Below are 25,008 nucleotides of genomic sequence, written 5' to 3'. Positions count from 1 at the left end.
CGACCATGAAGACCCTGCAGATCCTGGCCATCGGCCTGGCGGTGCTGATGGCGGGGGGCGAGATCGCCCGCCGCGCCGGCACCCCCACCTTCATCCCCCTCGCGCTGGACGAGCTGGCCGTGGCGGCCGCGCTCCTCTGGGCCGCCTGGCGCGCCCGCCACGACGAGACGCCGCCGATGATCGCCGCCTGGGCCGGCTATTGCGGGCTGGTGGCCGGCCTGCTGGCCGAGAACGCCGACTACCTCATCCACGGGCGGGAGAAATCCGGCGCCGTGTTCTACACCGTGACCCTGGCCCTGATGCTGCTGGTGGGCGTCTGGGCGGTGACGCGCGGCCTGAACCTGGCGCGCCGCCGGCGCTGAGCGGGCCTCCGGCGCCTTCCCGCCCCCCCCCGTTATCCGCCACCTCCCGCGCGGCGGGCGGCGAGGCCTGGACCGGCATAGCCGCGCACAGCCCGGCGGAGCGCCGGCGCATGAGGGCGGGAGGCCCCGCAGCCGGGGCATCCTGGCCGTGGCCAGGCCGGCTCAGCCGTGCCCGGGATGGGCGCAATGCCCGTGGGCGAAGTCGGAGAGGGTCTCGATGATGCGGCACTCCCCGACCTGCCCGCCCTCGCAGCCCTGCGCCATGCGCTCCAGCTCGCTCCGGAGCGCCTGCAGGCGGCGCAGCCTGGCGTCGATCTCGGCGATCTGCGCCGTGGCGATCGCGTGCGCCGCCGAGCATTCGTCGCGGGGGCGGTCCGCGAGCGCGAGAAGCGCGCGGATATCGGCCATCGGGAAGCCGAGCTCGCGGGAATGGCGGATGAAGCCCAGCCGCCGGAGATGGGCCTCCCCGTAGCTGCGATGGCCGCCTTCGGTGCGGGCGGGCGGGGGCAGCCATCCCTCGGCCTCGTACCACCGGATCGTCGTCGGCTTGACCCCCGTGAGCCGGGACAGGTCGCCGATGCCCATCTGCCGCATCGTGTTCTCCATGCCGGATAAGATGGTGCGCGGAAGCCCCGGCACCCAGCCCCGCGCCCGGATGCCGGCGGGCGGGCGGCACCGAAATTCCGCCTCCGGCCGATCTTCCCTTGAACCTCCAGTGGCTGGAAGTCCTATCTGAGGCGCCGTCAGCAGGAGTTGGAGCCATGGACGGCAGAGGGAGCGAAGAGGACAACCGGGAGATCAGCTGGCGCGTGTCCGGCATGGATTGCGCCTCCTGCGTGGCCAAGGTCGAGAAGGCGGTCTCGCGCCTGCCCGGCGTCAGCGCGGTCAGCGTCAACCTGATGGCCGAGCGGCTCAGGGCCACCCTCGCCCCCGGCGCCGCTGTGCCCGAGGCGGTGGAGGCACAGGTCGCGGCGCTCGGCTTCCAGGCCACCCGGCTGGAGGCCACGCCGGAGGCCCTCCCCCTCGCGTGGCATGTGCAGGGCATGGATTGCGCCGGCTGCGCCGCCAAGGTCGAAGCCGCGCTCGGGCGCCTGACCGGCGTCTCGGCGGTCAGCGTCAACCTCATGGCGGAGCGGCTCACCCTGCGGCTGGCGCCGGGCGGGACGGAGGCGGCGGCCATCCCGCGCGCGCTCGCGGGCCTGGGCTACACGGCCCGCCCCCTGGCGCCGGCCGGGCAGCCTGCCGGCGCGCTCCCCCCGCAGGAGCATGATGGCTGCCAGGGGCACGGCCACCCGGCGCAGGACCACGCGCATGGCCATGCGGGGTACGGCCACGCCCATGCCGGGGCAGGCGCCTTCGGCCATTCCCATGCCGACCACGAAGACCCGGCCGATGCCGCCAGGCCCTGGTACGCCACGGCCAAGGCGCGGCTGGTCTGGCTGCTCGGGGCGCTGGTCCTCGGCGCCCATGCCCTCTCCCTGGCGGTGGCCGAGAGCTGGGCCTATCCGCTGTTCCTGGCCGCCACCGCCCTGGCGGTGATTCCCTTCGGCCGCCGCGCCTTCGCCCTGGCGCGCGCCGGCTCCCCCTTCTCCATCGAGACGCTGATGGTCACGGCCGCCATCGGCGCCGCCCTGATCGGTGCGGCGGAGGAGGCGGCAATGGTGGTGCTGCTTTTCGCCGTCGGCGAGCTGCTGGAGAACGTGGCGGCGGGCCGCGCCCGGGCGGGCATCAAGGCCCTGGCCGGGCTGATGCCGCGCACGGCGCTCCGCCTGCGGGCCGATGGCACGGCCGAGCCGGTGCCCTCCGCCGCCCTGGCCGTGGGCGAGCTCGTCCTCATCCGCCCCGGCGAGCGGGTGCCCTGCGACGGCCTTGTCGAGGAGGGCCGCTCCGCCCTCGACGAAAGCCCCGTCACCGGCGAGAGCGTGCCGGTCCCGCGCGGCCCGGGCGAGGCCGTCCTGGCCGGCTCCATCAACGCCGACGGGGCGCTGCGGGTGCGGGTCTCCCGCGCCGCCGCCGACAACACCATCGCCCGCATCATCCGCATGGTGGAGGAGGCCACCGCCTCTCGCGCGCCGACGCAGCGCTTCATCGAGCGCTTCTCCGCCTGGTGGACGCCGGGCGCGATGGCCGTCTCCCTGCTGGTCATCCTCCTGCCGCCCTTCCTGCTGGGCTGGAGCTGGTGGGAGAGCGTCTATCGCGGCCTGGCGGTGCTGCTCATCGCCTGCCCCTGCGCCTTGGTGATCTCGGTTCCCGCCGCCATGGCCTCCGGCCTCTCGGCCGGCGCCCGGCGGGGCCTGCTCATCAAGGGCGGCGCGGCGCTGGAGGCGATCGGCGGCGCGAGGACGGTGGCCTTCGACAAGACCGGAACGCTCACCGAGGGCCGGCCCCGGGTGACCGACATCCTGCCGGCGGCGGGCCTGCCGGAGGCGGAGCTCCTGGCCCTGGCGGCCGGCGCCGAGCAGGGTTCCTCCCATCCCCTGGCGCGGGCGGTGGTGGCGGAGGCGGCGGCGCGCGGCATCGCGCTGCCCGCGGCCTCCGGCCAGGGGGCCATCCCCGGGCGGGCGGTCCGCGCCACGATCGGCGGCCGCGCCATCAGCGTCGGCAGCCCGCGCCACGCGGCGGAGGCCGGGGCGCTGCCCGGCCCACTGGCGGAGGCGGTGGCGCGGTTCGAGGCGGAGGGCAAGACGGCCGTGGTGGTCCTCGCCGATGGCACGCCGGCCGGCGTGCTGGCACTGCGGGACGAGCCGCGCGCGGACGCCGCCGCCGGCGTGGCCGCCCTTTCCAGGCTGGGCGTGCGGACAGTGATGCTGACGGGCGACAATGCCCGCACCGCCGCAGCCATCGCCGGGCCGCTGGGCCTCACGGCGAAGGCCGGGCTGCTGCCGGACGACAAGCTGCGCGAGATCGCGGCGCTGCGCGCCGCCGGCCCGGTGGTCATGGTGGGCGACGGCATCAACGACGCGCCGGCGCTGGCCGCCGCCTCCGCCGGGGTGGCGATGGGGGGCGGCACGGATGTGGCGCTGGAGGCGGCCGACGCCGCCATCCTCAAGGACCGGACCACGGGCGTGGCCGAACTGGTCAGCCTGTCGCGCGCCACAATGGCGAATGTGAAGGCCAATGTCGGGATCGCGGTGGGGCTGAAGGGGCTGCTGCTCGTCACCACCCTGCTCGGCGTCACCGGCCTCTGGCCCGCCATCCTGGCCGACACCGGCGCCACGGTGCTGGTGACGCTGAACGCGCTGCGGCTGCTGGCCTGGAAGCCCGCGGCCTGAGAAGGGCGCGGCGGCGGGTCGCCACGGCGCCCTTCTCCCCGGCTCCCCGCCAGCCGGCGCGGGCGGCGCCCCAGGCCCGCCGGCGGAGGCCGGAGAGGCCAGCATGGGCCGGGCGGGACCGGGCCACGCTGCTCGCGCGTTTGCCGCGTCCCGTCCGGCGCGGCGTCTCGCCGTGTCCGCGGCGCCTCACTGGTCCGAAACCCAAAATCTGCGAAACGCGATGTCGTAGGATCAGTTACTTACGGGATCGAAGAATTCTGAATTTGATAAAAAATTTATCCATTAACTGCCAGAATATCCTCCGAGTAACTCAAAAATTGCGCATCTACTTGCACCAAACAACAAGATGAATTTTGCTATGGATTGCGCCAACTTCGAGAAAAACTAAACGTCCATGCAGTAGATTTCATCGAATTATCGAATGATTTTGCATCCGCCGAATAAAGAAAACACTTTTTTTGACCGCCTGCGGCTCCCTAACTGATTAGCAATTACTAGTCGTTTGCTGGATGGAGCAATGCTTGTAAGGCGCGTCTGTCGAAAAGGTATCGGGCAATTCCCCGCGCCTCGGAATTCACCCTCACGACAGCTCCAGATCGAGAAAGCACGGCCACCAAAAGATCAGCCACACTGCAATCGGTATGCTTAGCGAAGTTACTCAGCGTAACCTCGTCCGGATGTGCTTCAGAGCAGTTCGCTTCAGGGGTAGCCAGCGCTTCGAGGCGGTTCAATAAGACATTAATCCCTGCTTCCGTTACAAACTCACGAAACCCTACTCGCACTGGACTACCGATTAAACCCGCTTTCACAATATCTGAGAGGTTTGCCTTACCCACTGAAAGTCGCGCTGCAGCATGTGAGCGTGACAAAGCTCCTTGGGAGGCCATAGCTGTGACGAAACTAGTGTCGAGCTGCATCTGTTGAACAGCCAGAGCGAGTTCCGAAGGGCGCACCAGGACACGGACGAACTTACCCATCCGCTGCCTTACAACGTGGAGCACGCCACGTCGCACGAGCTTCCGTGCGTTCTCATAGCTAAGATTCAGGCCAATACGCGCTTGGTGCAGCGGCACCAATGCCTCACCCAGCTCACGGTCTCGAGACCGGCCAACCTTGAACTCTGATGCCGCATACGCTTGTAACTCTTTAGCTACGAAAGCAAGCGGCCCGGTCGCGGACCCTTTTACCCGCTCGTAAGCATCGCCAAATCGTGCACGCAGACTAACATCACTCGTTGCGTGAGCGCCGCCTGCCTTATCTAAAGCTTCGTACAATGATTGAGGCCAACTCGAGAGGATCCGAGCAGCTTCGTCGAGCTTTACCTCTGCAATTCGCGGAAGAATTTTTCGACCTGCCTCGGCAGGAGTACTAGTTGGATCAGTTAGTCGACCGAGTAGCCGAATGAGCTGAAGGACGTCTGCCAAAGCCAACCTTGCGGTGAGGTTGCGAAGCTGCTCTGACGGCGCAGGCGCAGCTAAGCCTACGTGCGAGGCAAGTAAACTCATCAGGTCCAATGTTGGCACCGGAACGGCAGGCGTGCTCACACTGCATAACTGTCCTTCATAACAGCAACCGTCCAGATACCGCCGTCGCCACGAGAGTGATTTACCGCATTTGGGACATTTGTGGACCATGCGGGAACCATGCAGTGGGCAGGCCGTCCAGAAGGTCAGCTCCCACATGAAGGGCAAGATACCCCGCGTACGCAGACAATGGGGACAGACTTTCGGGTGTAGCCGATCGACCTCAGCGAGAGTCAGAACCCGTGAACCGTGAAGGGTAGTCCATCCACGCCGCGCCGGAAGACGTTCAGTTGGCGAGGCTCCTGTCTTCTCGCGTGGTAACCAATTCGGTGAACGGTACCCATTCAATGACGAGAGCCGTAGTGCGAACCCCAATCTTGATTCATCGGGCTCGGGATCCGCACGAACAACGAGCCGGGCATCGCTCACCACGGCACCAAGCAGTCTGCTCGTCGCCAAACCGCGGATAACCCCCGATCTTTGTCACTAGGCAGGACTGGAAGGATGCCAGTGGTCGCGAGCCGACGCGCAACCAGGCGCGTACTTGTTCCGGAAGCGCGAGCCAGTTCAGCTGCCGTGACGTACTGCTGTTTGAAAGCTTCTACCGAGTTTCTCCGCATTGACCGCCTCCCGATAGTGCGTGACTTGGATTCAGCCGTTGTCTCAATCAATCCTGCTTCGACTAGCCGCGGCATCATCCGAACGGACATGCATAATGCTGCAGCGGCCGCTCGAACGCTTAGGGAAGAGACATCGCTTCCTTCGTACCTTCCAGACTTCACTGCGAACTGCGCAAAGAGAGGCTGTTCACCGGATAGACCGCTCCGCCACAGACAAATCCGGCCTGCTAACACAGCGTCAACTGCCGAGGCAAAGCATGCGTACGCACGAGTAGAAAGCAGCGCGAGTGTGGCTGTATCGTCGGGTGCCCGTGAAGACCCACACCTCTCGTAGAGCTTATTGCGAAGAACCTCTATCTCGGCGGGCTCAATGTAAATTCCCGGCCGCCGACGAGGTGGATTTCGGATACACGGGAGCAGTCCTGCGCGAACAAGACGTTTTAGCTGTCCTTGGCTTATACCCAGCCTATCAGCAGTAACATCAAGCGTGCTTGCACCTGCGCAGCGAGCACCTAGAGCATCTACGTCGGAAGCACGAATCAGATGGAAGGTGCGTTTCCCTGACAGCGCCGTTCGCGCCTCCAGAAGGCCAGAAGAGACTAGTCCGTTGATGCGTGCCCCTGCAACACCGAGTCGCCGAGCAGCCTCAGCACCGGGAATCACTCCATCGCTCGCGCGCGGGGCGTATAGGGGCGACCATGATCTTACCATCCCACCTTCCCAGCGAGCGAGCCAGGTACGTACTTCGTTATGCAAGAAGCCGAAATTATGCCCAGATAAGCTCTTCAGCATTCTATGTAGCACCGGCCCAAACACAGCCCGCACTCCAATTCCTTCCGGGTCTGGATGCGTTCGTGCCGATAGCCAAGTATGCAACCCGCGAGGCCAGTCAAGCAGCACAGGCGCCGCACTCATCACCGGCGGAACCATAGCTAGCACTGGTGGCTTCGACATGTAGAAGCTACGCCAACCGTGAGATCCGCTAGCGACATCTGAGGCAAAGAACCAGACCAGTCGTGCGGCCGTATCAGCATCCTGTACTGGAGCTGTGGTTGAAGCTGATGGCCGACCACATGCATAATCGTCAATCAATGAGGCAAGTTCAACGAGTTCGGGTGGCGCATCGCTTGGCCTCGAAGCAAGCAGATCGAATCCACAAGCGCAATGCGTGATACTCTTCCGGAACCAAGTCAGACGCATGTTGCAAGCCGGACAGACATCCAACAGGAGCAACTTGTGCTCTGGACAAGCCAAGAACAGCCGATTATCCCATGACCGACGCAGCCATGCGGCACTACCGACGCACGCAACACAAATCTTTGGATGTGTGACGTCGACCATTACTGAAGAAGCGTCAGCGGAAAAATGTTTCGCCAATCCAAGTAAGTCTGTGTCGGCACCCATGAGCCCAGCTAGTGTTGCCAACGAGTGTTGCTCACCGATCTGCCGACGTTCGTCACAGCTGTGCAGCAGCCAAGCCGGACTCCGGTACGCATTGGCTGCAGCTGCACGAAGCAGATATCCCGCCAAACTCTCGTCCTCCCCGACGGGAAGAATGCGGACAACAAGCCTAGAGGTGCTGCTCACTTCACTCATCCCTTCGACAGGCTTTTTCGAAGGTCGTGTGCCTTATCGCGCACAGTCTGGCGACGACGCTTATACGTTAGAAGGGTACCATCATCTTCCAGTGGTGGCGGAAGATTCGGTACCCCCTTGCGGAGGAATGGCTCCCAACCCTTCGCAAACGGGTTTTTCTTACCCCCTTTAGTCCCGAATGCTTCCTCAAAGGCTCGCTCTAGCAAAGCAAGGTCGATTATGCCGTGCTCGCCTCCCGCTCTCCTAGCAAGTCGATTTGCCTTACGAAGCAATTTTACAACGTATCCAGTAATCCCCCAACTGGCATAATAAAATCTCAGAGCCCTCGAGTGAACAATTGCGTTGTCATCGTCATCGAGACTGAGTTCCTCGGCAATCGGGGTAGGCGAAGCTTCGAGGAGCGCTGCAACAACAGCAATGAACTCCTCCTGATCCTCGTCGACCGAGACACCCTTGATATCAGTCCAACGGTACTGCTCGATCCGTATCTCGTCCTCCCAGCGGCGCTTGAATTGCTGGTCCTTTTCGATGAGGTGACGTAGACGCCCGAGTCCAACCAACACTATAACGATACCTGTATTTGCGTGAAGTTCTTTCAGCCATTCAGCTAGCTTCTCCTGACGAACCTCACCAGCTCGGTCAACCATGCGCTGGGCCTCATCACCAAGAAGGGCTTTGACGCCGCAAACGCGGATAAGGTGGTGAACTCTGTCAGTTAGCTCATCTCGATCCCCAAGCCTCCAACGTGGGTCTCCCAATGCCTGTAGAATCCTACGCCCAACACTTACGTCTGTTGGAGCCGATGGGAATTCGAATGTCAGCAAGGGCACTCGGTCGGCCGTCCCATCTTGGACACCGGCCATTTGCACGCGCACACCATCACGTATCACAGGGTGCAGGGCCATCAGATTTCGGACAAGGGTGCTCTTACCAACACCTGAAGGCCCAGTTAGCATCAAGTTCATAGGTTCGTCCTCGGCCCCGGCATAAGCCATGGCCTCAGTGACCGCATCGAGCGCCTGCTTGAAACGTCGGTGTGGGACGAGCTTGCGAGTGAACGCCGTATATGCCTGCAACGAGACAGTTTGAGCGACCGTCATGTGTTTCTCTTTCCGATTACGGTTGAAATGTGGGCTATGCTGTCATCCGCACGCAGCGTGCGCCTGGGCCGCGGACGCGCTGGTGCAGCAGTGCCACCCTGAGAATTAGGATGCGAGGCCTCAGCTTGCTTCGAGTAGTCTGGTTCTACTACCGTCTGCATTGGTGAAGAGTGCGGCAGTACAACAGGATTGCGCGCCTGCCCTTCGAAGGGCCCGCTTGGAGCAGCCAGCCTGCCAGTTGCATCTATAGGGCGGATCAGGTGATCAGAGTTCAGGCCGAGAGCACGTGCTATGGCTGCGCCGGATCCAATCTGCATCACCTGCGGTAGGGATTCGGCAACCAGCCCCTTCAGATATTGGAGGCTCGCGGCGCGGCTTGCAGCATTCTCCTCAAGACCCCGCCGCCTAATATCTGCCTGAACAAGTTTATGTACATACAGGCTGAGACCATCCGCATAATGGCGTTCGTAGGCTTCACCCACGACCCAGTCCTTGATCCGCGGATGCCACACTCGAACATGAAGGAGGTTGCCAGGATCTATCTTGAAGCGGACCATCTGCTGCGTTCCGCCAGAAATTACTAAGCCTTCTAGTTCTGGTCCGCCGTAGCGGATATTCATGAATCGCACGCCGCGGTGGTCCAGAATGCCGTTCCGAACGACGCCAAATAGCGAAGCGACGTCGTCAGCGGAATCAAGTAGGCCTGGCTCCCCATGTGCAAGCGCTTCAAACCATTTTGCGTTCGGGGATCGATGTCCCAAGCCTTCTTGAGGCCTCAGGTGGTAGACGTCACAAAGCCAAGCGTGGAACAGAAAGATGAACTGGCGCAAACCGATGCAGGCATTAACCTTCGGATCATAATCACTAGAATCGATTTTTGTGCTAAGCACGAATCCTGGTAGGTACTGAAGTAGTAATTGATTTAGAAGATTGAAGAACCCCTCGATTATCGGTTTGAACCATGGTGTTCGAGGCGGCAGCCACATCCGGTCGCAATCGAGTGTATGCGCCACCTGCTTCAGGGTTGTTCCCCAGGCCTGCTTCGAATTATCGATCCCGATGCAGCGAAACATACCTCCTGGCACCAGCTCGTTCTTGATCTGCGGGTACTCATCACGCACGTAGGATTTGAGCGATACCGCATGTCGCAGTGTGCTCATGAGTGTCATGTCGCTGAACGGCTCGAACGAGAGGTTGAACCCGCCGCAGACATGTGTGGCGACACATAGGGCAGCACACAGGTTTGCCCGGCCAAGGGGGACACCATGAACTTCATCGATGAACATGAATGGAAGCGATGTCTCGTCGTACTCTACGACTTCGTAAGGAGCTTGAGGTCCCTCATGACCACGGATGAAGCGAAACTTGTTTCGAGCCCTCGAGAGTCCTTCGGTGGCGACAGCTCGGTCGAACGCCGGAAAGCTATTCCAGATTCGATAAAGGGTTGGAAGAGACGGCGCCTTCAGTACGTCGGCGAGCTCAGGGCTGAGGAGCCGATCTGGCGCCAAGGCAACGTCAATTCCACTCTTAATATCGGCCATCGTCACCGTTGCACGCCTGCCGACCCCACGCTTGTCCTTCGCCTGCTCGATCACATGCGCCATGTGCTTCAGCGCAGCCTCACGAACCCTCGGGTTCAGCTGGTTCCGGTTTCCCCGAGCTGCATGATTACCTTCGAGGCCACGCTTATCCTCTCCATCGTACTTTCTCTTCCAGCGGTAGTACGTCGACATATCGACGATGATATGGGGCTCACTTGGATCAACGTCTCCGGGTTTGCCCACTGGGTCACTCGGCACAGGGGCTTCACTGCCTGCCACTCGCCTCTTTCGGTCATGCAGACCGAGCCCTTGTAGGTCGTCACGCATTTCATGGCTGACTTGGTCGAGCGCCCGCTGAAGTGGCGTATCTGGCCTTCCGTCTTCACGCGTTCCAAGTTTCGCGTGAGCGCCGCTGAACCCAGCACGGGCTTCAACCCGCTCAATGAACTCAGCCCGTACCTGTCGCCTTCGCCGGTCTGCGGGCGGCAAGTCGTTCGACACGTGTATTCGATGGCGCCTCGCAACTTCGGCATCGACAGCTTGGCCGCTCTCCACCGTATGCAGCGCCTTTAGATGTCCCTGATCATAGAGACGCTTCAACTCTGAGACTGGGAAGTGGTCCGTTCCCCTGCCGTCCAAGCGTCTCATCAACCAACCAGGAGCATCTCCTGGACGGCCCAGATCAATGAACTCGACAAAGCGGTAGGGCACAGTCTTGATTGTGACCTCCGCGCCAGTCTTGAACCTCAGGAGAGCCACGCGAAGCCTCCACGTCTACGACATGTTTCGTTTCGCAACGCCTTCTGGATGGGTGATCCTGTGCGTACCTACTTGCGAGCTTGCCACGGATCTTTCAGGCAGCGCGCGCTCCAGCGAACTACGCTTTGCGGATCAAGAGGGCCCGCGGACAGATCGCATGACAGCAACCCATGTCGAATGAGGAAGCACACGTCCTCAAAGACGACATTGTAGTGGACCTCTAGATCGGCGATTGTAGCCGACCCGTGGGATCGCACGGCATCTAAGACCTCTTGCGCTGCAGAGCGGCTCAGCCGATGTGCACGGTGACGATGATTGAAGATTGTCCGCACGTTCCGGTGTAGTGGCTCACGTCTGACATGCCGATCGGTCAGCACCTGGTAGGTAAAACCAAGCCCCACGAGAGCCTCACCTATCGCCAGCCATTTCCCTTCGTCGGCGGCATCAGCTTCGAACTTGACTTCAATGCATTCCAAGCGACCACTGCGGCATACAAGGATATCAGGTTTTGCGAAGCAAACCTTGTTATCGCGAACGTACCGAAGCAGGAAAGGCTGCTCGATGTAGTTTTCCACAGCGCAGTCAAGCTCGAGAGTTCGCAGTACGTCGAACTCTAATGAGGAGTGCGCGAAGATGTCTCGACCGGTAACCGCGCTTGTGAATTCCTTCTTGATACCCCTTCCAAACGGCGGACGGTGTCGTCGTGATTTCAGGATCGGCAGATCTTGCACCTCAGGAAGCCAGTCCAGGTCATGATGCCTCCGGAGCAACGCGCACCGGGCATCCAGCGGAGAGCAGCCAGCCGTATCCGTCCACCGGCGATCAGTAGGTGGCAATGCCTTTGCCGCTGGCCGCTGTGGAAGACCGTTTTCTTGGATACTTAACAACATCGCCGAGAGCCATTCGGCGTCGCACAAGGAAGAGGGTTTTTCTGTTTCCATTTCCACAACCTTTCTCAGCGTTATTTCGATTCCCGACAGATAATTTATGGAGAACCCACTGCTATCTTCTCCACAAACCTAGTCCAGGTCGAACAACTCATTGTATCTTCTGAACACACCAAGCATCCCGAGCTTCTAAGGCATTGGACAGAAGCAACGAGATCACAGGTTTATTGCGATGTCACCAAGTATCCCTTTAGTCATAGGGAGAGTTTAACCAGTTTTCCTGAATTAAATCACAAATGATAGAAGGACTCGCAATTAGCTTTTATTCTTCAAGGATAAGGCCGGATTAAGGGTAAGCTTACCTTCCTATCTGCAGGCACATATACCGGCTTATCATAATTATATTCCTAGTTCACGAATGTGGGAACTTTACATCAATGCCGCATTCCTACTGGTTGTGGTCGTGTTGAGGTGAGCGCGATGAGCGGAATGTTCTATCTGACAGATCGGCTGTCGCAGTCGCAGCGCTTGGCACAGCTCCTACCAAACAAGTTGCGTGATGTGCCGCGTGTGGATGATCGGCGGGTGATCACCGGCGTTAACCAGGTGCTGCATCTAGTGGTCGCTGGGTTGATGCGCCCGTCAGCGATGGCCCTTGCCAGACGCTGTACAATCGCTTTGTGCGAGGGGCAGGGAAAGAGCGTCTGACCGGGCGCTGGCCGCCACGGATGAACGGCGCCGGAGCCTGACGGCTTCCCGTCGGGCCGCGAGCTCGTCCACCGTTACCCAGCGCCGCTCGCCGCGATCCCAGGCATTGCCGCCCACCTTAGCCTGAACACCCGCGTCTCTTGACAGCGCGCGGGCAAGGTTCGGAACGTCGGCGCGAGGAACAGCCCTTCGGGGTCGGGCTTCAGGTCGATGGTCGAGAGGGCCGCCTCCCCGTCCGCGCCGTGATCGTGGCCACCGGCACCTGGGGCAACCCGGGCCCGGCCGGTGCCTCCGGCATGCCCGACGTCCTCGGTGCCGAGCGCGGCCGGTGCGCCGGGTAGCGCATCCTTTTGGTCGGCTCGGCCACTCCGCCGTCGGCACCCTCATCGACCTCGCCAGCCTGGCCGCCCAGGCGCCAAGCACCGCCGTCCTCTGGACGGCCTGCACCGCGGACCAGGCGCGGGCCTAAGGCGTCGGCGCGGCCGACCAACTGCCGGAGCGCTTCGCCCTGGGCCAGTGGCTGCGGCACCTCGTCGCGTCCGGCGTCGTCGAGTTGCTCGCGCCTTTCTCGGTGGATGAGGTCCGCCGGGGCGCCGGTGGCTCCCTGCAGGTCATGGCCCTCGAGGGCTGGGCGATCGAGGTCGACCAGATGGTGGTCGCCACTGGTCTCCAGCCCGACCTCAAAATCCTTGCCGAGGTCCGCATGGACTCGGACCCCGCGCTGGACTGCCCGCGTGTGCTGGCCCCATTGATCGATCCCAACCTGCACTCCTGCGGCACCGTCCGCCCGCATGGCGCCTTCGAGTTCCAGCAGCCGGACGGCGGCCTTTTCGTTACCGGAATGGCCAGCTACGGCCGGGCACCGAACCTCCTGCTGGCCACCGGCCACGAGCAGGTGCGCTCCATCGCTGCCTTCCTCGCGGGCGACGTCGAGGCCGCGCGCCGGGTCGCACTCGACCTGCCGGAGACCGGCGGCTGCACGCTCCCCGGTGCCGCGGACTTCGAGGCGCCGTCGTCGTGCTGTGTGCTCCAGCCCCGCAGGTGGCCTGCCGCGCACCGAAGCCTGAGCAAACCGAGGCGACGCCTTGCTGCGGTAGGACCGCCCAGACGGCACCCGCGCCTGTGAAGCCACCCGAGTGAGCCATGCTTCGCTACCGGGACAGGGACACGCCGTTCCCACCGGTGCGGTGGCGAGCCGCAACCGGCTGACGGTCGTCTCGGCCAAGCGGCCCGCGTCCTTTGTACCCGCTAACGGCATGCTCGTGCCAGGGGACGATCTGGCGCGGCGACGTCAGGTTGGCGTGCAGGGTTACATCGCCCAGGTCGGTCCTTCCGCTCCCTTGGCGCGCATGGCGTTTGAGTAGCGGATGTTCTCCACGGACGCGGCCTTGCGGCCATACACACCGGCGAGGGCGGGGCCGACGCGGTATCGGTTGTCCAGACCTTGGCAGGCGCCGCATTGGCCGCGGGACAGTTGCTCGCCGAAGGGGCGGTCTGGGCGAAAGCCAGGGAAGCAGGCAGAGGGCCGCCGAGGCAAGGAATCGCATGAGGTTCCCGATGGCAGCGTAGCGTGGCGACGCGATTGGACGGCCGCGTCGCCGGATGTCCGGCCTTACGCCTGAACGCGGTATTCCTGGGTCTTCCAGGTCAGGTGGCGGACGGCATCCGGTGCGTCGCTGAGCTTCCAGATGTTGACCCAGGTCTGCTTATGGTTCGGGATGATCGACTCGTTGGTCGCTTTGCTGACCACAGTTGCCTTGCACGCCGGTCAGGTAGCCGAACAGCATGAAGGTCGGATTGCGGCCGAGGCCCCCCTCCGGCCAGGCGACAGTCTGGGTGGCGCCGGTGCCGTTGTAGACGTCGACTAGGTCGCCCGGCTTCAGCGCCAGCTCGCCCATGTCGTCCGGGTTCATGCCGATGTAAGAGTACGGGAAGCGGTCGCGGACGAAGTCGTTGTGCTGGTCCAGGTAGGCGGACTGCCAGACGTGGTTGGCGCGGCCGTTGTTCACCAGGAAGCGGTGGGAATCCTTCTCGGCTTGCTTGCCCGCGGCCTGCAGCCCCCGCCACCCGGTGGTGGCGAACACCGCCTTGCCGTCCGGCCGGTTGAACTTGCCGTCGGCGTAGAGACGCTGGTGCCGAGGATCCGCTCGCTGCCGCCGGACGCCGCCGCCGAGGTGCCGGTCGCAGCGGCGTTCGGCGCCGCCTGCTGCACCGGCTCGCGGCCGCGGGCGCCCTCGACGGCGGGACCCTGCACCACCATGCCGGGCGAGGCGCCGGTGGTCGTACCGCCAGCCACTGCGCCGGTGGTCTCCAGCCCGACCGCGGGTTCCTGGAAGCCGTTGGTGCCCATGGCGCGTAGGCGGCCGTAGGTGACGAACTCCCCGCCATTCTCCTGCAGATGGTAGCCGCGCATGAACGCGTCCTCCTCTGTCTTCCAGTCGTAGCCCTGGAAGCGGTCGGCCACCGCAGCGTTCCCGGCGGCGCAGAAGGAGCGCTCTAGGACCTGCGCCAGGCGAGCGACAATGAGGCAGTTCGGCACCGCGTTGCCCGGCGGATCCATATAGCGCTCGGTGAGGCGCATGCGGCGCTCGCCGTTCAAGGAGGTCAGGTTCATCTCGCCCGAGGTCGCCGCCGGGAGGACGACGTGCGCGCAGGAGCCGATTTGGGTCGGCACGATGTCCACGTCTGCGCTGATAGCCTTCATGATGGCCTCCACTTGGGCGATGCGATCACCGGCGGGAACGAAGTCCATCGCCTCTTTCACCATGTTGGTCCGGCGCTGGTACTCGAGCATTGGACGGCGGCAAACCAGTGCCACGACTCCGGTGACGTGGGTGTCGGCCAATACAAGAGAGAGAACGTCCTGCTCTGCGAAACCCGTCAATCCCAACATCGGTGGCTTCATGACCTAGCTCTCTGGCTTTGGCAAACCAACCACACCATCGGTTCGCCAACAGTCGTTGACAGCGGAGGCGCCGTTCGTCTTCGTACTTATAATGCTTGACGTCTCTGGGACGCGTACCAGACCATGGTTCATGGGCAACATCGTCACCCCGATCCTGCATCAACCACCTCGCACCGGCACAAGTGGGTGCGAGACGGTTCGTCGGCTCGACAGCAACACTCAGCCTGCCACGGCTGACCCTCAGCAGCAGTAACTCCGGAGGTGCGGTCATGAATGTCGACGGCGCTGAGAGTGATCTGGTGGAGCGTGCATCAGTCGCCGAAGCACTTCGCGTCCTCGAAGGCACCTGCACGTTGGCGATGCTCGCTGCAGATAGTCGCACTGAAGCACCCGCATCCCTGGAGCTGCTTCGGAAAGCGCTCGCCGGTACGCAGCGACTGCGCGCCATGCTGATGTCAGAAGGCGACAGCCTGCTGAGTGGACACCGGCCATCCATTGCGGAGATCACCCGCAGCCTCGAAAGCAACCTCGAGGCTCTGGAGTGCGCATCGCGGTATCTGCACCACCATCACGGCTTCGTCTACATGGCCGAGATCGTCGACCGAGGCGATGCAGACCAAGCTTCTCAGGAGATGTTCGAGGCCGTCCGTAGTGCTTGCCCTCCACCAATGCGCGACGAGGCCACGGAGGCCGGAGTTCAGGCAATCAGGGAAATTTTCGGTTCTCTTAACGAGGTACTTATCGCACTCGATGTGGTGAAGAGCATCTCCTCGAGGAGGAACACCGATGACGTCCCTTTCTGACACGGTTGTCCGGCACACTTCGAAGGACGCACCGGAACCTCAGGTCGGTCAGCGTGCCAACAACACGGCCGATTGCCCGATCACCTTCTTCGACCACGTTCCCGAGGTCGACCGGCAGCAAGTCCGAGATGTCGTGGCAGCCCTGCTGATAGCTAAGCAAGCGATGATGCGCGATGGCGTGACCAATCCATCATTGCTCGAAGTCGCCGAGGCTCTGGGTGTCGGAAGGCGATTGGATATCTCCAGGCAGAGGTGCCCTGCTCATGCTGTCGGCACCTGTCAGTGCTGACAGATGCCTGAGTGCCTCGCTCCGCTCACCCCTTGCGATGAACGCGGAAGGTCTTTGGCTACGGGGCGTCCGGGTATCAACTCCCTCCAGCCACCGGCACGCCGCAATCCTGTCGCCACAAAAGGATTCGAGCACCAAGTTCATATCGGCCTCAGCCAGTGCGCGGACGCCAAGCCCTGGGTCAGTGCCGCCCAGATACCGGACCGCCGCCGCAGCATCCCTGGCGCCCACCCCATCCAGGGCATCGGTCCTCATCGTGGCACCGGGAACAATGTCCTCGTCGTCCAGCACCAGCCAACTGCCGGGATCGGTGACGCCGTGCTCCTCAAGCCAGTACTCGATGTCAGAAAGCTTCGTCGGCGTGCTGAAGCGAGCCATCGGGCAGGCCCAGTCCTCGTGCAACATGGCTTCGGGCAATCCTTGCTCCAGCAGCTTCGCCAGGGTCTGCTCGTAGCCGACGGTGTACCGCCACGAGCTGGCGACCACGATGCGGGCGCCGGTCGCCTCGCAGATCCGGCTAACCAGGGCGACCGCGCACGCGTCGAACACCGCCTCGCGGCCGATCAGCTTGCTCGCCTCCTGCCTTGCTAGCTTTGCTCCCTCTGCCTGCAGGCGCCGGTTCACCGGCAGCAGCCAGGCACGCCCCGAGAGCAGCACCCCGTCGATGTCGAGGAAAAGGATTGGCGTTGTCATCTCTTCCTACCCTTCGGCACCAGCAGCATGCGGTAGCTACCCGGGGCGGCGCTCCGGATACCCTGACAGGGCCGAGGATTGCGGAGCGCCGTCAGCAACGGCACTTGTCCACGAGCACAACTTCGGCTCATGCAGCCCCACCGGCGGGGCCACCGCTGCCTCTGAGTGGCCCGGGCGGGCAGCGAAGGCAACCTCCGGCAAAGAATTGCAGGGTCTGCCTCATCTCCGACCACTCCCCCCGGGTTCTCGTCTGCAGGAAGGTTGGCGTTGCACGGACCAGCCAGCAAGTCACAGAAGCGGCGTCGTGTGCGGGCGCCGCATATAGGAGGCGGAGGCATGGCCAAGGACAGGACGTCGGCATCCCAGCCCATCCGGGTGAACCGGGCGCCGGTGCTGACCCTCTGGGCGGCCGTGGTGGCCGAGCGCCTCGGACACCCTCCGGAGACGGCGCTTAGCCTCGCCAGCCACGTCGCGGGCACCGCCGCCCGCGCCAAGGCCCGGCGCCTGGGTCTAACCGAGGACGCCGAACACCACGACACCGAGGTTCCGGCGAAGCCGCGGGAGACCACCCGCCTGTTCGGCAAGGACGTGCCGCTGGCCCATGACAAGGACGGCCAAGTGTTGGCGGATGCGGGTGCTGGAAAGCCTGCTCCTGCGGCGCCTATCGACGCTTATGTTAGCCGAGCGTTCGGCAAGCACCTGCCTGAGGTCAGGGCAGCCATGAAGGCTTTGGCGGCCCGGTATGAGCCTGAGGAGCTGAACCGGGTCGGCTTCCGGCTGTACGAACGCTTCAGACCAGAAGTGTCGACCGACGCGTCCGGATGGGGCGTTCGCGGAGAGTTGGACCTCGACGCCATCCGGAGAGCCGGTGCGAAGGACTAGTTGCCTGACACCGGCGCTTACGGGAAGGCCCCGGATCATCAAGATGATGGCGAGCATCTCCTCCCACGCGAGCGCGCCGGCAAAAATGTTGACGGGGTAATTGGGACCGCTGCCGCAGGTCGGACGACGGCTTCATCCGGATGCAGAGCCTCGATGACTGAGTTTGGCCGGAAGCGGAATGTCCGCATCGTAGTCATGGAGACCAAAGGCGGACGGTGGCGGCATGCGGCCTGACTTCCTGCGTCAGGGATCATGCCGCCGCCCGGTGACGGTCGGAGTGCCGCAGCGCCCGCCCATTCACCGCGCGGCCAGGGCGTTGGACGGCGCCGGAACCCACACGATCTCCGTGTTTTCCCCTTGTCGGGCAAAGACCGGGGTCATGCCTGCTGGAGCCATCTGCGCCTTGGAGCGGTCGAAGTACGTGATGGTGAGGTTCTCGCCAGCCCCGCCCGACAGGGCGACGGTGCCGCCGCCGATGACGTTGCTCCTCGGTCCTGATCCGTAGTCGATCACCGTGTTCTCGCCGTTGGCAACGACGCGCGGGTACGAGGGCGACCCATCCAGGCCCGCGCAGCCCGTCATGAGAAAAGGGAGGGCAACGACCAACATCAGTCCAGACTTCGGCATCATCGGTTCCTGTGTGAACAGCGCCCGTTGCGCTGGCCCCGATGATCTACGGGTCCAATCTTGCGGTGGCCTGACCGGATTGCATCGAATTCTTACGGAGAGGCTCACTGGAGCCGCGGCAGCCAAGGAACGGCGTAGGCCGACCGATGGGCCTGCTGCCTGGACCAGGGCACCAGTTGGAGGTGCCGCTGATCTGCGGCTGCAGGGCCGCCGTCAGGCCGCCCGGGCGCTTGGAAGGGTGAGCTTGACCACCGTGCCGATGCCCTGGACGCTCTGCATCTCCAGGCGGCCACCGTGCGCCTCGGTGATCGCCTTGGCGGTGGGCAGGCCGAGGCCGCTCCCTTCGCCTGCGGCCCGCGCCTCGTCGGCTCGGAAAAACGGCTCGAAGACCCGCTCGAGGTCGCGGGGCGCCACGCCAGGGCCGCTGTCCCCCACGGCCACGATGGCCTCGTCCCCTCGCCGGAGCACCTCCACCCAGGGAGAGCGCCCATACTTGAAGGCGTTGGCGAGTACGTTCCTGATGGCACGCTTCAGGGCGGTCGGCTGTGCGACGACGGTGGTATCCTCGTAGGCACGCTCCTCGAAGGTGGCGCCTTCCTCGACGCATTCATCGACAACCACCTGGACCAGCGAGACCAGGGAAATCCGGATCGCAGCTTCCCCGCCGCCCTCCCGTCCACGCAGGTAGGCCAGGACGTCCGTCACCATCTCGGCCATCTCGCGGACATCCTGGAGCATGCGGCCCCTGGCGTGGGAATCGGTGATGTCCTCCGCCCTGAGGCGCATGCGGGCCAGCGGGGACAGCAGGTCATGCGAAAGGGCGCCGAGGGCCAGCGACCTCTGCTGCATCAGTTCCCTGGCCCGGGACGTCGCTGCCTCAAGAGCCTCGGCGACCTCGCGCACCTCAGTGGGCGAGCCAAGCCCGTCCAGTTCGAGGACGCCATCGGCAGGCAGGTTCCGCGCGCGGACGGCCAGAAGGGCCAGGGGCTTGGCGATCAAGCGCGAAGCGAAGGCCGCAAGCGCCAGAAGCGTCATCGCCGTCAGGATGATGGCGATGCGGAAGGCGACATCGTCGGCGGTGAGCAGCGAGACAGCCTGGAGCTTGGCGTTCACCCATGTGGTGTCCGGCAGCTGGACGCTGATCGCGACGTCCTGAACGTTTCCGGAGGTGCCCGACGCATCCAGTCGGACACGAACGGCCCGCCACTCGGGTGGCCCGGACACAATGGCCTTGAGGTCGTCGTCGAGGTCGCTGCCGTCGGGCACCGCCGTGCGCGCCGACCACTCCACCTCCATGTCAGGGGTGGAGTTGCGCCTGGCCGCGCCTGTCCGCTCGTCAGGTGGGAGCGAGGAGATCTGCCGGACCGTCGAGTAGATGCGGGACACCGCCACCTCCGCCGCGCCGCGCTCAGCGGCCCCGCGGAGGATGTAGCCGTGTAGGACTAGGCTGACCCCGAGCAGCACGACGAGCGCCAGCGCTCCGGGCGCGAGGATCAGCAAGGCGAAGGAGTTCAGCCACCGCGGGCGCCTCGGCGCCGTCAACGCCAAGCCACCGGCGCCGCGAGCATGTATCCCGCGCCCCGCAGCGTCTTGATGACCTCCTCGCTGCCGGAGCCGCGTCCGCCGAGCTTCGTGCGCAGCCTGCTGATCTGGGCGTCGACCGACCGCTCAAGGCCACCCAGCGCCCTGCCACGCGCGATGTCGAGGAGCTGTTCGCGCGAGAGTATGCGCTGGGGGCGCTCCACGAATGCAAGGAGCAGGTCGTACTCGCCGCTGGTGAGTTCGATCCTGCTGCCGTCCGGGGCGGTCAGCTCACGTTGCCGGGTGTCCAGCAGCCACCCCCGGAACTCCGCCCGGTCGCGCTTGGCGTCCTGCTCCTCCGGCGTCATCCGCTGGCGCCTGCGGAGCACGGCCCGGATCCTCGCCACCAACTCGCGGGAGTCAGGCGGCTTCACGATGTAGTCGTCCGCCCCCAGCTCCAGCCCGATGACCCGGTCATGGGCCTCGCCGAGGGCGGTCAGCAGGATGATGGGGATGGTGCTCTTCGCCCTGATCTCCCGGCAGATCTCGAAACCGGAGATGCCGGGGAGCATCACGTCGAGGAGGAGCAGGTCGACATGGCTGCCGCTCATGATCTCCCGCATCTCGACGGCGTTCCTCGCTCCATTGGCGCGGAATCCGCTCCGCCGCAGCATCTGGAGCAGAAGGGTACGGAGATCGCCGTTGTCCTCGACGAGGAGGATGCTGAACCCTTCGCCAGACAGTACCGGCGGGTCATCCTGGCTCGTTATGATATAACTTTGCTCCGAGTTCTTCATTCTTCTGGCGCTTGATCCGGCACTACTTCGAGGTGTTTCCGGGAGCCATCACCTGCACTGCCGCCGGAAGCAAGTTACTGTCTATTGCCGTGGATCACAAAGAAGGAGCTGCCCCCATGCCATCGGCACAGGGGCAGCTCCCATCCAGAGGACCCGGCGCGGCGGTCAGGAGCCTGACGAACGGGCGATGACCTCCGTAGCCTGCCAGCTGGTCACGTCGGGACTCATGGTGGCGTTCATGTGGTCCACGACGGACTTGACCGGCGTGCCGCTCGCCCGGTCGATCCAGAGGGTTTCCGTGAAGACATAGCTTGTCCCCACGACGGAGAAGATCCGGCGCACCTTCACCGCGTCGAAGGACCCGGCGTGCACGTCGACCTGCTCCTGACCGAGGATCTGCCACTTCTCGTTGGCGGTGGTGCTGTTGCCGTACCGGTCGCTGCCGAAGTAGTCGATGTTGACCACGCGGCTCGGGCCGCCCTTCCATTCCGCGAAGGTCGACAGGAGCTGCTTGCCCCCGGCGTTGAAGAAGGCCGACTGGGTGCTCCAGTAGCCCAGGAACCGCGGCTGCCGCGCCTGGTCGAGACAGACCAGGGGGGACGTGGGGTCGGCGCCGCGGTAGGCGATCGTCGGCAGGTTGGTCCGCTCGACCTTGCTGCCGGGCGCGGGGCAACGGAGGGTGGCTTCCTGGGCAGACAGGCCGGTGGAGGCCACCATCAAGGCGCCTGCCGCGAGTAAGAACTTCAGCATCATTGGGTCCTTCCCATATGGCGGGCAGGAGCGCTGCCCGTGCCGCTGAGGGAAGGCTAGCGGCGGTTTTTCATGGCCCGCTGACGGGGCCGCATCGTTTTGTGACGGCGGCAGTTGGCGGGTACCCGGGGCGATGGCGCGTGGTAGATGGCGACCTTCCAAGGAGGAAGTCCCGGTACGAATGCCCCCTGTGTCTCAGTTCCTCGCCTCAGGCCCCGCGCTCCTGGCCGCGCCCGTCCGTCGAGCGCGGGCTTGGGCTTCTGGCAACGCGTGGGCTGGGGCCGGACATGACCGTTCGCGTGACAGGCCCGATGAAATCGACTAGTCCCGCTTCTGGCATGTGGACCCAGGGCACATCGTCGGTCGTGTCGGCGCTCCGCGCGGGGATCATGGCGATCTTCTGTGCGCTGGCGATCCTGCTCGCTGTCATCCCCGCCCACGCGGCGGACGATGCGGGGACAGGAGCTGTGGGCGCCATCGAGGCCGTGTTCTCGGACAGCGCCGACGACGAGCCTGCGGCGCGTCCGGACTTCGTGCCCTGCCACCTCAACGGCCCGTTCTGCGGACATGTCGCACTACTTCGCCCGTTCATGGTGTCTACCGGTCCCTCGGTAGGCGAAGGCTGTTCAAGGGCCTCCCTAGCCCCGGCACATGCCCTCGTGCCCGGACCATCGGAACTTCCGACCGAACCACCTCGCGCCTGAAGCCTGCCTGTTCCTGTCGGCCACGCCTGGCCTCCTGACGGAGTGCCTGCGTGGGCTGCCTACGGCTCGCTTTTTCAGGTGCTTCCATGACAATCAAGGTCTTCTGCTTGGCGGCGATCCTCGCCGCTGCTCCGGCCATGGCCCACGCGCAGGACGCGCGTTCGGCTGCCGCCCCGCTCATCATCACGTCGCCCCAGCAAGCGGTCGAATCGGCACTCAGCGTGTCACCGGCCCTCCGGGGTGCAGGAGCCGCCCGGCAGGCCGTGCAGGCGGATGCCCTGCAGGCACGCCTGCGTCCCAATCCGGAGCTGAACACCTCCTTCGAGAACTTCGGTGGCTTCGGTGGCCGCAACGAGAATCGGGGCTTCAGCACCCTGGAAACCACCATCGGCCTGTCCCAGCGCATCGAACTGGGCGGCAAGCGCGGTGCCCGGATGGACTACGCGGCCCGGAACACAGCCGTGGCCGAGCTGGATTTCAACGGGGTACGCCTGGAGGTCGCCCGCGAGGTCGTCACCGCCCTGGCGGCAGCCGAGGCCGCCAACCGGCTGGCCGAGGTCGAACGCGGGCGTGCACGCCTTGCTGCCGAGACGCTGCGGGCCGCCCGCGGCAGGGTCGAGGCGGGTCGCGACCCGCTCTTGCAGGCCGAGCGGGCGGAGGTCGTGCGGGTCACCGCCGACATCGCCGCCGAACGGGCGCAGCGCGAGGTCGAGATCGCCTTGGCCGATCTGGCCGTCCTGATCGGCGTGTCGCGGGTCGAACTGGCGCCGCGTCAGCCCTGGTTCGAGGACGTCGGGCCAGCCCCGACACGTCCAGCCCAGGCCGATCCCCTGGCGCGCCTGGCAGGTAACCCCGAGCTGGCCCGGCTGGATGCGGCCATCGCCCAGCAGCGGTCCAACCTGAACCTGCAGCGTTCGAACGCGGTGCCCGACCTCAGCGTGAACGCCGACGTGCGCCGGTTCGGCGACACAGGCGAGACCGCCTTCGTCGCGGGCGCCTCCATCCCGCTACCCTTCTTCGACCGGAACCAGGGCGGCATCGCCCGCGCCCATGCCGAACTGACCCAGGCCGAGGCGGCAGCCGAGCGGGGCCGCAGCGCGCTCGTTGCCCAGCTGATCGCCGCGGAGGAGCGCCTGGCGCTCGCATGGCGGTCCGTGCAGAGCCTCCGCCGCACCGCCCTGCCGTCTGCCGAGCAGGCGGCTCGCTTCGCGTCGGGCGGGTTCAGCGAGGGCCGCTTCGGCTTCCTGGACGTCCTGGACGCGCAGCGGTCGCTCTCTGACACCCGCGCGCAGCTGGTCGAGGCCTACCGCGACTTCCACACCATCCGCGCGACCGTGCAGCGCCTGCGGGGCGAGATGCCCGCCGTGTCGCACCAGCCCACGAACATCCAGACCAGGAATGCCCGTTGATGCTCCGCATGACCCTGATGGCCGGGGCCGCCCTGGGCGGTCTCGCGGTCGCCACTGTCTTCCCCTCCATTCCGGAGACCACCCGCAGCCTGATCGGCCTGCCCGTGCCGCCCGCTGTCGGTGCAGCCCCTGCACCCGCCGCAGCCGAGAAAGGTGACGGCCACGGCCACGCCGAGGGCGGAGAGCACGCTGAGGGCGAGGAAGGCCACATCGAGATGACGGCCGAGCAGGTCGAGGCAGCCGGGATCCGCGTGGCTCCGGTCGGATCGGGCGTGCTGGTCAGCCGGGCCGCCGTGCCTGGCATCCTGGCCGCCAGCCAGGACCGGCAGGCGCGTGTCACGGCACGTCTGGGCGGCATCGTGTCAGAGGTCCGCAAGACCCTGGGCGACGAGGTCGCCAAGGGCGAGGTGTTGGCCGTGCTGGAGAGCCGGGAGGTGGCCGACGCCAAGGGCGAGTTCCTGGCGGCGACACGCGTGGCGGCTCTGGCCGAGACCACACTGGCTCGCGAGGCGCGCCTCTGGCGGCAGCGCATCTCCGCCGAGCAGGAGTTCCTCCAGGCCCGCGCCGCGGCCGAGGACGCCCGCATCAAGGTCGACCTCGGGCGTGCCAGGCTCGCCGCCTTCGGTCTGCCGGATGCCGAGGTCGCTGCCCTGGCCCGCCAACCGGCCGCCACCCTGCGGCGCCTGGAACTCCGCGCGCCCATCGCGGGCCGGGTGACGGCGCGCAACGCCGTCCTTGGTGCCGCGGTCGCAGCCGACGCAGAGGTCTTCTCGGTGGCCGACCTGTCCACCCTCTGGGTCGAGCTGACGATCCCGCCGCGGGACGTGCCGATGGCGCGCCAGGGCCAGACCGTCCTCGTCACCGGCGAGGGAGACGCGCGCGCGGAAGGGAAGATCGTCTTCCTCAGCCCGGTCCTGGATCCCGAGACGCGCTCGGCCCGGGCCGTGGCCGAGATCCCCAATGCCGACGGCGCCTGGCGGGCAGGTGGCTTCGTCACGGCGCACCTCTCGACGGCCGAGCAGCCGGTGGACGTGCTCGTCCCCCGGGAGGCGGTGCAGGAGGTCGAAGGCAGAAAGGTCGTCTTCGTGCGGAACGAGGAAGGATTCGAGCTGCGCGAGGTCGAGGTCGGGCGCGAGGACGCGAACGGCTACGAGGTCATCTTCGGGCTGGATCAGGGGACGGAGATCGCGGTGGCCAATGCCTTCTCGCTCCGCGCCGAGCTCAGCAAGTCCGAAGCCGGTCATGCGCACTGAGAAGCAC

Annotated in this window: 20 protein-coding genes and 1 pseudogene; 9 read left to right on the top strand and 12 right to left on the bottom strand. The window is 64.9% G+C overall.

The window, feature by feature from the left end:
* Positions 1-5: 5 nt before the first annotated feature.
* A complete protein-coding gene (locus tag ACZJYS_RS01080) occupies positions 6-362 on the top strand; it encodes a hypothetical protein (RefSeq protein ID WP_109518841.1) in 357 nt (118 codons plus the stop codon).
* A gap of 162 nt (positions 363-524) precedes the next feature.
* Here ACZJYS_RS01080 and ACZJYS_RS01075 read toward each other — a convergent pair whose 3' ends face one another.
* Entirely contained in the window at positions 525-956 is a 432-nt protein-coding gene (locus tag ACZJYS_RS01075) for a MerR family transcriptional regulator (RefSeq protein ID WP_109518840.1), read from the bottom strand.
* 167 nt (positions 957-1,123) lie between these two features.
* On the opposite strand from ACZJYS_RS01075, the gene ACZJYS_RS01070 reads away from it, so the two are divergent.
* On the top strand, positions 1,124-3,634 hold the full coding sequence (locus ACZJYS_RS01070; protein WP_493175272.1) for a heavy metal translocating P-type ATPase: 2,511 nt from the start codon (positions 1,124-1,126) through the stop codon (positions 3,632-3,634).
* 494 nt (positions 3,635-4,128) lie between these two features.
* Here ACZJYS_RS01070 and ACZJYS_RS01065 read toward each other — a convergent pair whose 3' ends face one another.
* The 4 genes from ACZJYS_RS01065 to ACZJYS_RS01050 all read right to left on the bottom strand — a co-directional run bounded on the left by ACZJYS_RS01065 (position 4,129) and on the right by ACZJYS_RS01050 (position 10,773).
* The gene (locus ACZJYS_RS01065; RefSeq protein ID WP_493175270.1) at positions 4,129-5,178 is read right to left on the bottom strand and encodes a hypothetical protein; all 1,050 of its coding nucleotides are present in this window, start codon (positions 5,176-5,178) and stop codon (positions 4,129-4,131) included.
* Positions 5,179-5,582: 404 nt separating this feature from the next.
* The gene (locus ACZJYS_RS01060; RefSeq protein ID WP_493175268.1) at positions 5,583-7,373 is read right to left on the bottom strand and encodes a TniQ family protein; all 1,791 of its coding nucleotides are present in this window, start codon (positions 7,371-7,373) and stop codon (positions 5,583-5,585) included.
* The gene (locus tag ACZJYS_RS01055; protein WP_493175267.1) at positions 7,370-8,473 is read right to left on the bottom strand and encodes a TniB family NTP-binding protein; all 1,104 of its coding nucleotides are present in this window, start codon (positions 8,471-8,473) and stop codon (positions 7,370-7,372) included. The genes ACZJYS_RS01060 and ACZJYS_RS01055 overlap by 4 nt, the downstream gene beginning before the upstream one ends.
* The gene (locus tag ACZJYS_RS01050; RefSeq protein ID WP_493175265.1) at positions 8,470-10,773 is read right to left on the bottom strand and encodes a TnsB C-terminal domain-containing protein; all 2,304 of its coding nucleotides are present in this window, start codon (positions 10,771-10,773) and stop codon (positions 8,470-8,472) included. The genes ACZJYS_RS01055 and ACZJYS_RS01050 overlap by 4 nt, the downstream gene beginning before the upstream one ends.
* A 359-nt stretch (positions 10,774-11,132) precedes the next feature.
* On the opposite strand from ACZJYS_RS01050, the gene ACZJYS_RS01045 reads away from it, so the two are divergent.
* The 3 genes and pseudogenes from ACZJYS_RS01045 (at position 11,133) to ACZJYS_RS01035 (ending at position 13,494) form a co-directional block, all read left to right on the top strand.
* Positions 11,133-11,390 (top strand): hypothetical protein, encoded by a 258-nt coding sequence (locus ACZJYS_RS01045; RefSeq protein WP_493175263.1) that lies wholly within the window; start codon positions 11,133-11,135, stop codon positions 11,388-11,390.
* Positions 11,391-12,140: 750 nt separating this feature from the next.
* A pseudogene (locus ACZJYS_RS01040) lies at positions 12,141-12,358 on the top strand (IS5/IS1182 family transposase); the annotation flags it as partial.
* Positions 12,359-12,921: 563 nt separating this feature from the next.
* Positions 12,922-13,494 carry a hypothetical protein gene (locus ACZJYS_RS01035; protein WP_493175261.1) on the top strand — a complete coding sequence of 191 codons (573 nt, stop codon included), beginning with the start codon at positions 12,922-12,924 and terminating at the stop codon, positions 13,492-13,494.
* Between the two features lie 580 nt (positions 13,495-14,074).
* On the opposite strand, the gene ACZJYS_RS01030 is transcribed toward ACZJYS_RS01035, so the two are convergent.
* Both ACZJYS_RS01030 and ACZJYS_RS01025 read right to left on the bottom strand, forming a co-directional pair.
* Positions 14,075-14,452, bottom strand: a complete 378-nt coding sequence (locus tag ACZJYS_RS01030) for a molybdopterin dinucleotide binding domain-containing protein (protein ID WP_493175259.1) — start codon at positions 14,450-14,452, stop codon at positions 14,075-14,077.
* The gene (locus tag ACZJYS_RS01025) at positions 14,374-15,273 is read right to left on the bottom strand and encodes a molybdopterin-dependent oxidoreductase (RefSeq protein ID WP_493175257.1); all 900 of its coding nucleotides are present in this window, start codon (positions 15,271-15,273) and stop codon (positions 14,374-14,376) included. Before ACZJYS_RS01025 ends, ACZJYS_RS01030 begins: the two co-directional genes overlap by 79 nt.
* Positions 15,274-15,542: 269 nt before the next feature.
* On the opposite strand from ACZJYS_RS01025, the gene ACZJYS_RS01020 reads away from it, so the two are divergent.
* A complete protein-coding gene (locus tag ACZJYS_RS01020) occupies positions 15,543-16,076 on the top strand; it encodes a hypothetical protein (RefSeq protein WP_493175255.1) in 534 nt (177 codons plus the stop codon).
* Positions 16,077-16,266: 190 nt separating this feature from the next.
* Here the strand turns inward: ACZJYS_RS01020 and ACZJYS_RS01015 are convergent, their stop codons facing one another.
* Entirely contained in the window at positions 16,267-17,058 is a 792-nt protein-coding gene (locus ACZJYS_RS01015) for an HAD domain-containing protein (RefSeq protein ID WP_493175253.1), read from the bottom strand.
* Positions 17,059-17,394: 336 nt separating this feature from the next.
* Between ACZJYS_RS01015 and ACZJYS_RS01010 the strand changes: the two genes are divergently transcribed.
* Positions 17,395-17,940, top strand: a complete 546-nt coding sequence (locus tag ACZJYS_RS01010; protein WP_493175251.1) for a hypothetical protein — start codon at positions 17,395-17,397, stop codon at positions 17,938-17,940.
* 297 nt (positions 17,941-18,237) lie between these two features.
* On the opposite strand, the gene ACZJYS_RS01005 is transcribed toward ACZJYS_RS01010, so the two are convergent.
* From ACZJYS_RS01005 to ACZJYS_RS00990, 4 genes are all read right to left on the bottom strand, one after another.
* Positions 18,238-18,570, bottom strand: coding sequence for a hypothetical protein (locus tag ACZJYS_RS01005; RefSeq protein WP_493175249.1), 333 nt, complete (start codon positions 18,568-18,570; stop codon positions 18,238-18,240).
* Positions 18,571-18,780: 210 nt separating this feature from the next.
* Positions 18,781-20,067 carry a sensor histidine kinase gene (locus ACZJYS_RS01000; RefSeq protein WP_493175247.1) on the bottom strand — a complete coding sequence of 429 codons (1,287 nt, stop codon included), beginning with the start codon at positions 20,065-20,067 and terminating at the stop codon, positions 18,781-18,783.
* Positions 20,068-20,105: 38 nt separating this feature from the next.
* Complete coding sequence (locus tag ACZJYS_RS00995) at positions 20,106-20,885, bottom strand: response regulator transcription factor (RefSeq protein WP_493175246.1); 780 nt, start codon at positions 20,883-20,885, stop codon at positions 20,106-20,108.
* A 165-nt stretch (positions 20,886-21,050) separates the two neighbouring features.
* Positions 21,051-21,638: a hypothetical protein gene (locus ACZJYS_RS00990; protein WP_493175245.1), complete on the bottom strand. Its 588-nt coding sequence runs from the start codon at positions 21,636-21,638 to the stop codon at positions 21,051-21,053.
* Positions 21,639-22,425: 787 nt separating this feature from the next.
* Here ACZJYS_RS00990 and ACZJYS_RS00985 point away from each other — a divergent pair.
* A complete protein-coding gene (locus tag ACZJYS_RS00985; protein WP_493175244.1) occupies positions 22,426-23,748 on the top strand; it encodes a TolC family protein in 1,323 nt (440 codons plus the stop codon).
* Positions 23,748-25,001, top strand: coding sequence for an efflux RND transporter periplasmic adaptor subunit (locus ACZJYS_RS00980; protein WP_493175242.1), 1,254 nt, complete (start codon positions 23,748-23,750; stop codon positions 24,999-25,001). The genes ACZJYS_RS00985 and ACZJYS_RS00980 overlap by 1 nt, the downstream gene beginning before the upstream one ends.
* Positions 25,002-25,008: the final 7 nt, after the last annotated feature.

This window comes from Roseomonas sp. TS2, from assembly GCF_058833935.1.
This window is presented reverse-complemented; position numbering and strand designations above follow the sequence as displayed.

Coding starts and splice junctions, on each gene's coding strand:
- ACZJYS_RS01015 (WP_493175253.1), bottom strand. CDS start 17,058: ATGACAACGCCAATCCTTTTCCTCGACATCGACGGGGTGCTGCTCTCG.
- ACZJYS_RS01005 (WP_493175249.1), bottom strand. CDS start 18,570: ATGATGCCGAAGTCTGGACTGATGTTGGTCGTTGCCCTCCCTTTTCTC.
- ACZJYS_RS00995 (WP_493175246.1), bottom strand. CDS start 20,885: ATGAAGAACTCGGAGCAAAGTTATATCATAACGAGCCAGGATGACCCG.
- ACZJYS_RS00985 (WP_493175244.1), top strand. CDS start 22,426: ATGACAATCAAGGTCTTCTGCTTGGCGGCGATCCTCGCCGCTGCTCCG.
- ACZJYS_RS01075 (WP_109518840.1), bottom strand. CDS start 956: ATGCGGCAGATGGGCATCGGCGACCTGTCCCGGCTCACGGGGGTCAAG.
- ACZJYS_RS01020 (WP_493175255.1), top strand. CDS start 15,543: ATGAATGTCGACGGCGCTGAGAGTGATCTGGTGGAGCGTGCATCAGTC.
- ACZJYS_RS01080 (WP_109518841.1), top strand. CDS start 6: ATGAAGACCCTGCAGATCCTGGCCATCGGCCTGGCGGTGCTGATGGCG.
- ACZJYS_RS01045 (WP_493175263.1), top strand. CDS start 11,133: ATGCCGATCGGTCAGCACCTGGTAGGTAAAACCAAGCCCCACGAGAGC.
- ACZJYS_RS01055 (WP_493175267.1), bottom strand. CDS start 8,473: ATGACGGTCGCTCAAACTGTCTCGTTGCAGGCATATACGGCGTTCACT.
- ACZJYS_RS00990 (WP_493175245.1), bottom strand. CDS start 21,638: ATGATGCTGAAGTTCTTACTCGCGGCAGGCGCCTTGATGGTGGCCTCC.
- ACZJYS_RS01010 (WP_493175251.1), top strand. CDS start 17,395: ATGGCCAAGGACAGGACGTCGGCATCCCAGCCCATCCGGGTGAACCGG.
- ACZJYS_RS01070 (WP_493175272.1), top strand. CDS start 1,124: ATGGACGGCAGAGGGAGCGAAGAGGACAACCGGGAGATCAGCTGGCGC.
- ACZJYS_RS00980 (WP_493175242.1), top strand. CDS start 23,748: ATGCTCCGCATGACCCTGATGGCCGGGGCCGCCCTGGGCGGTCTCGCG.
- ACZJYS_RS01025 (WP_493175257.1), bottom strand. CDS start 15,273: ATGAAGCCACCGATGTTGGGATTGACGGGTTTCGCAGAGCAGGACGTT.
- ACZJYS_RS01060 (WP_493175268.1), bottom strand. CDS start 7,373: ATGAGTGAAGTGAGCAGCACCTCTAGGCTTGTTGTCCGCATTCTTCCC.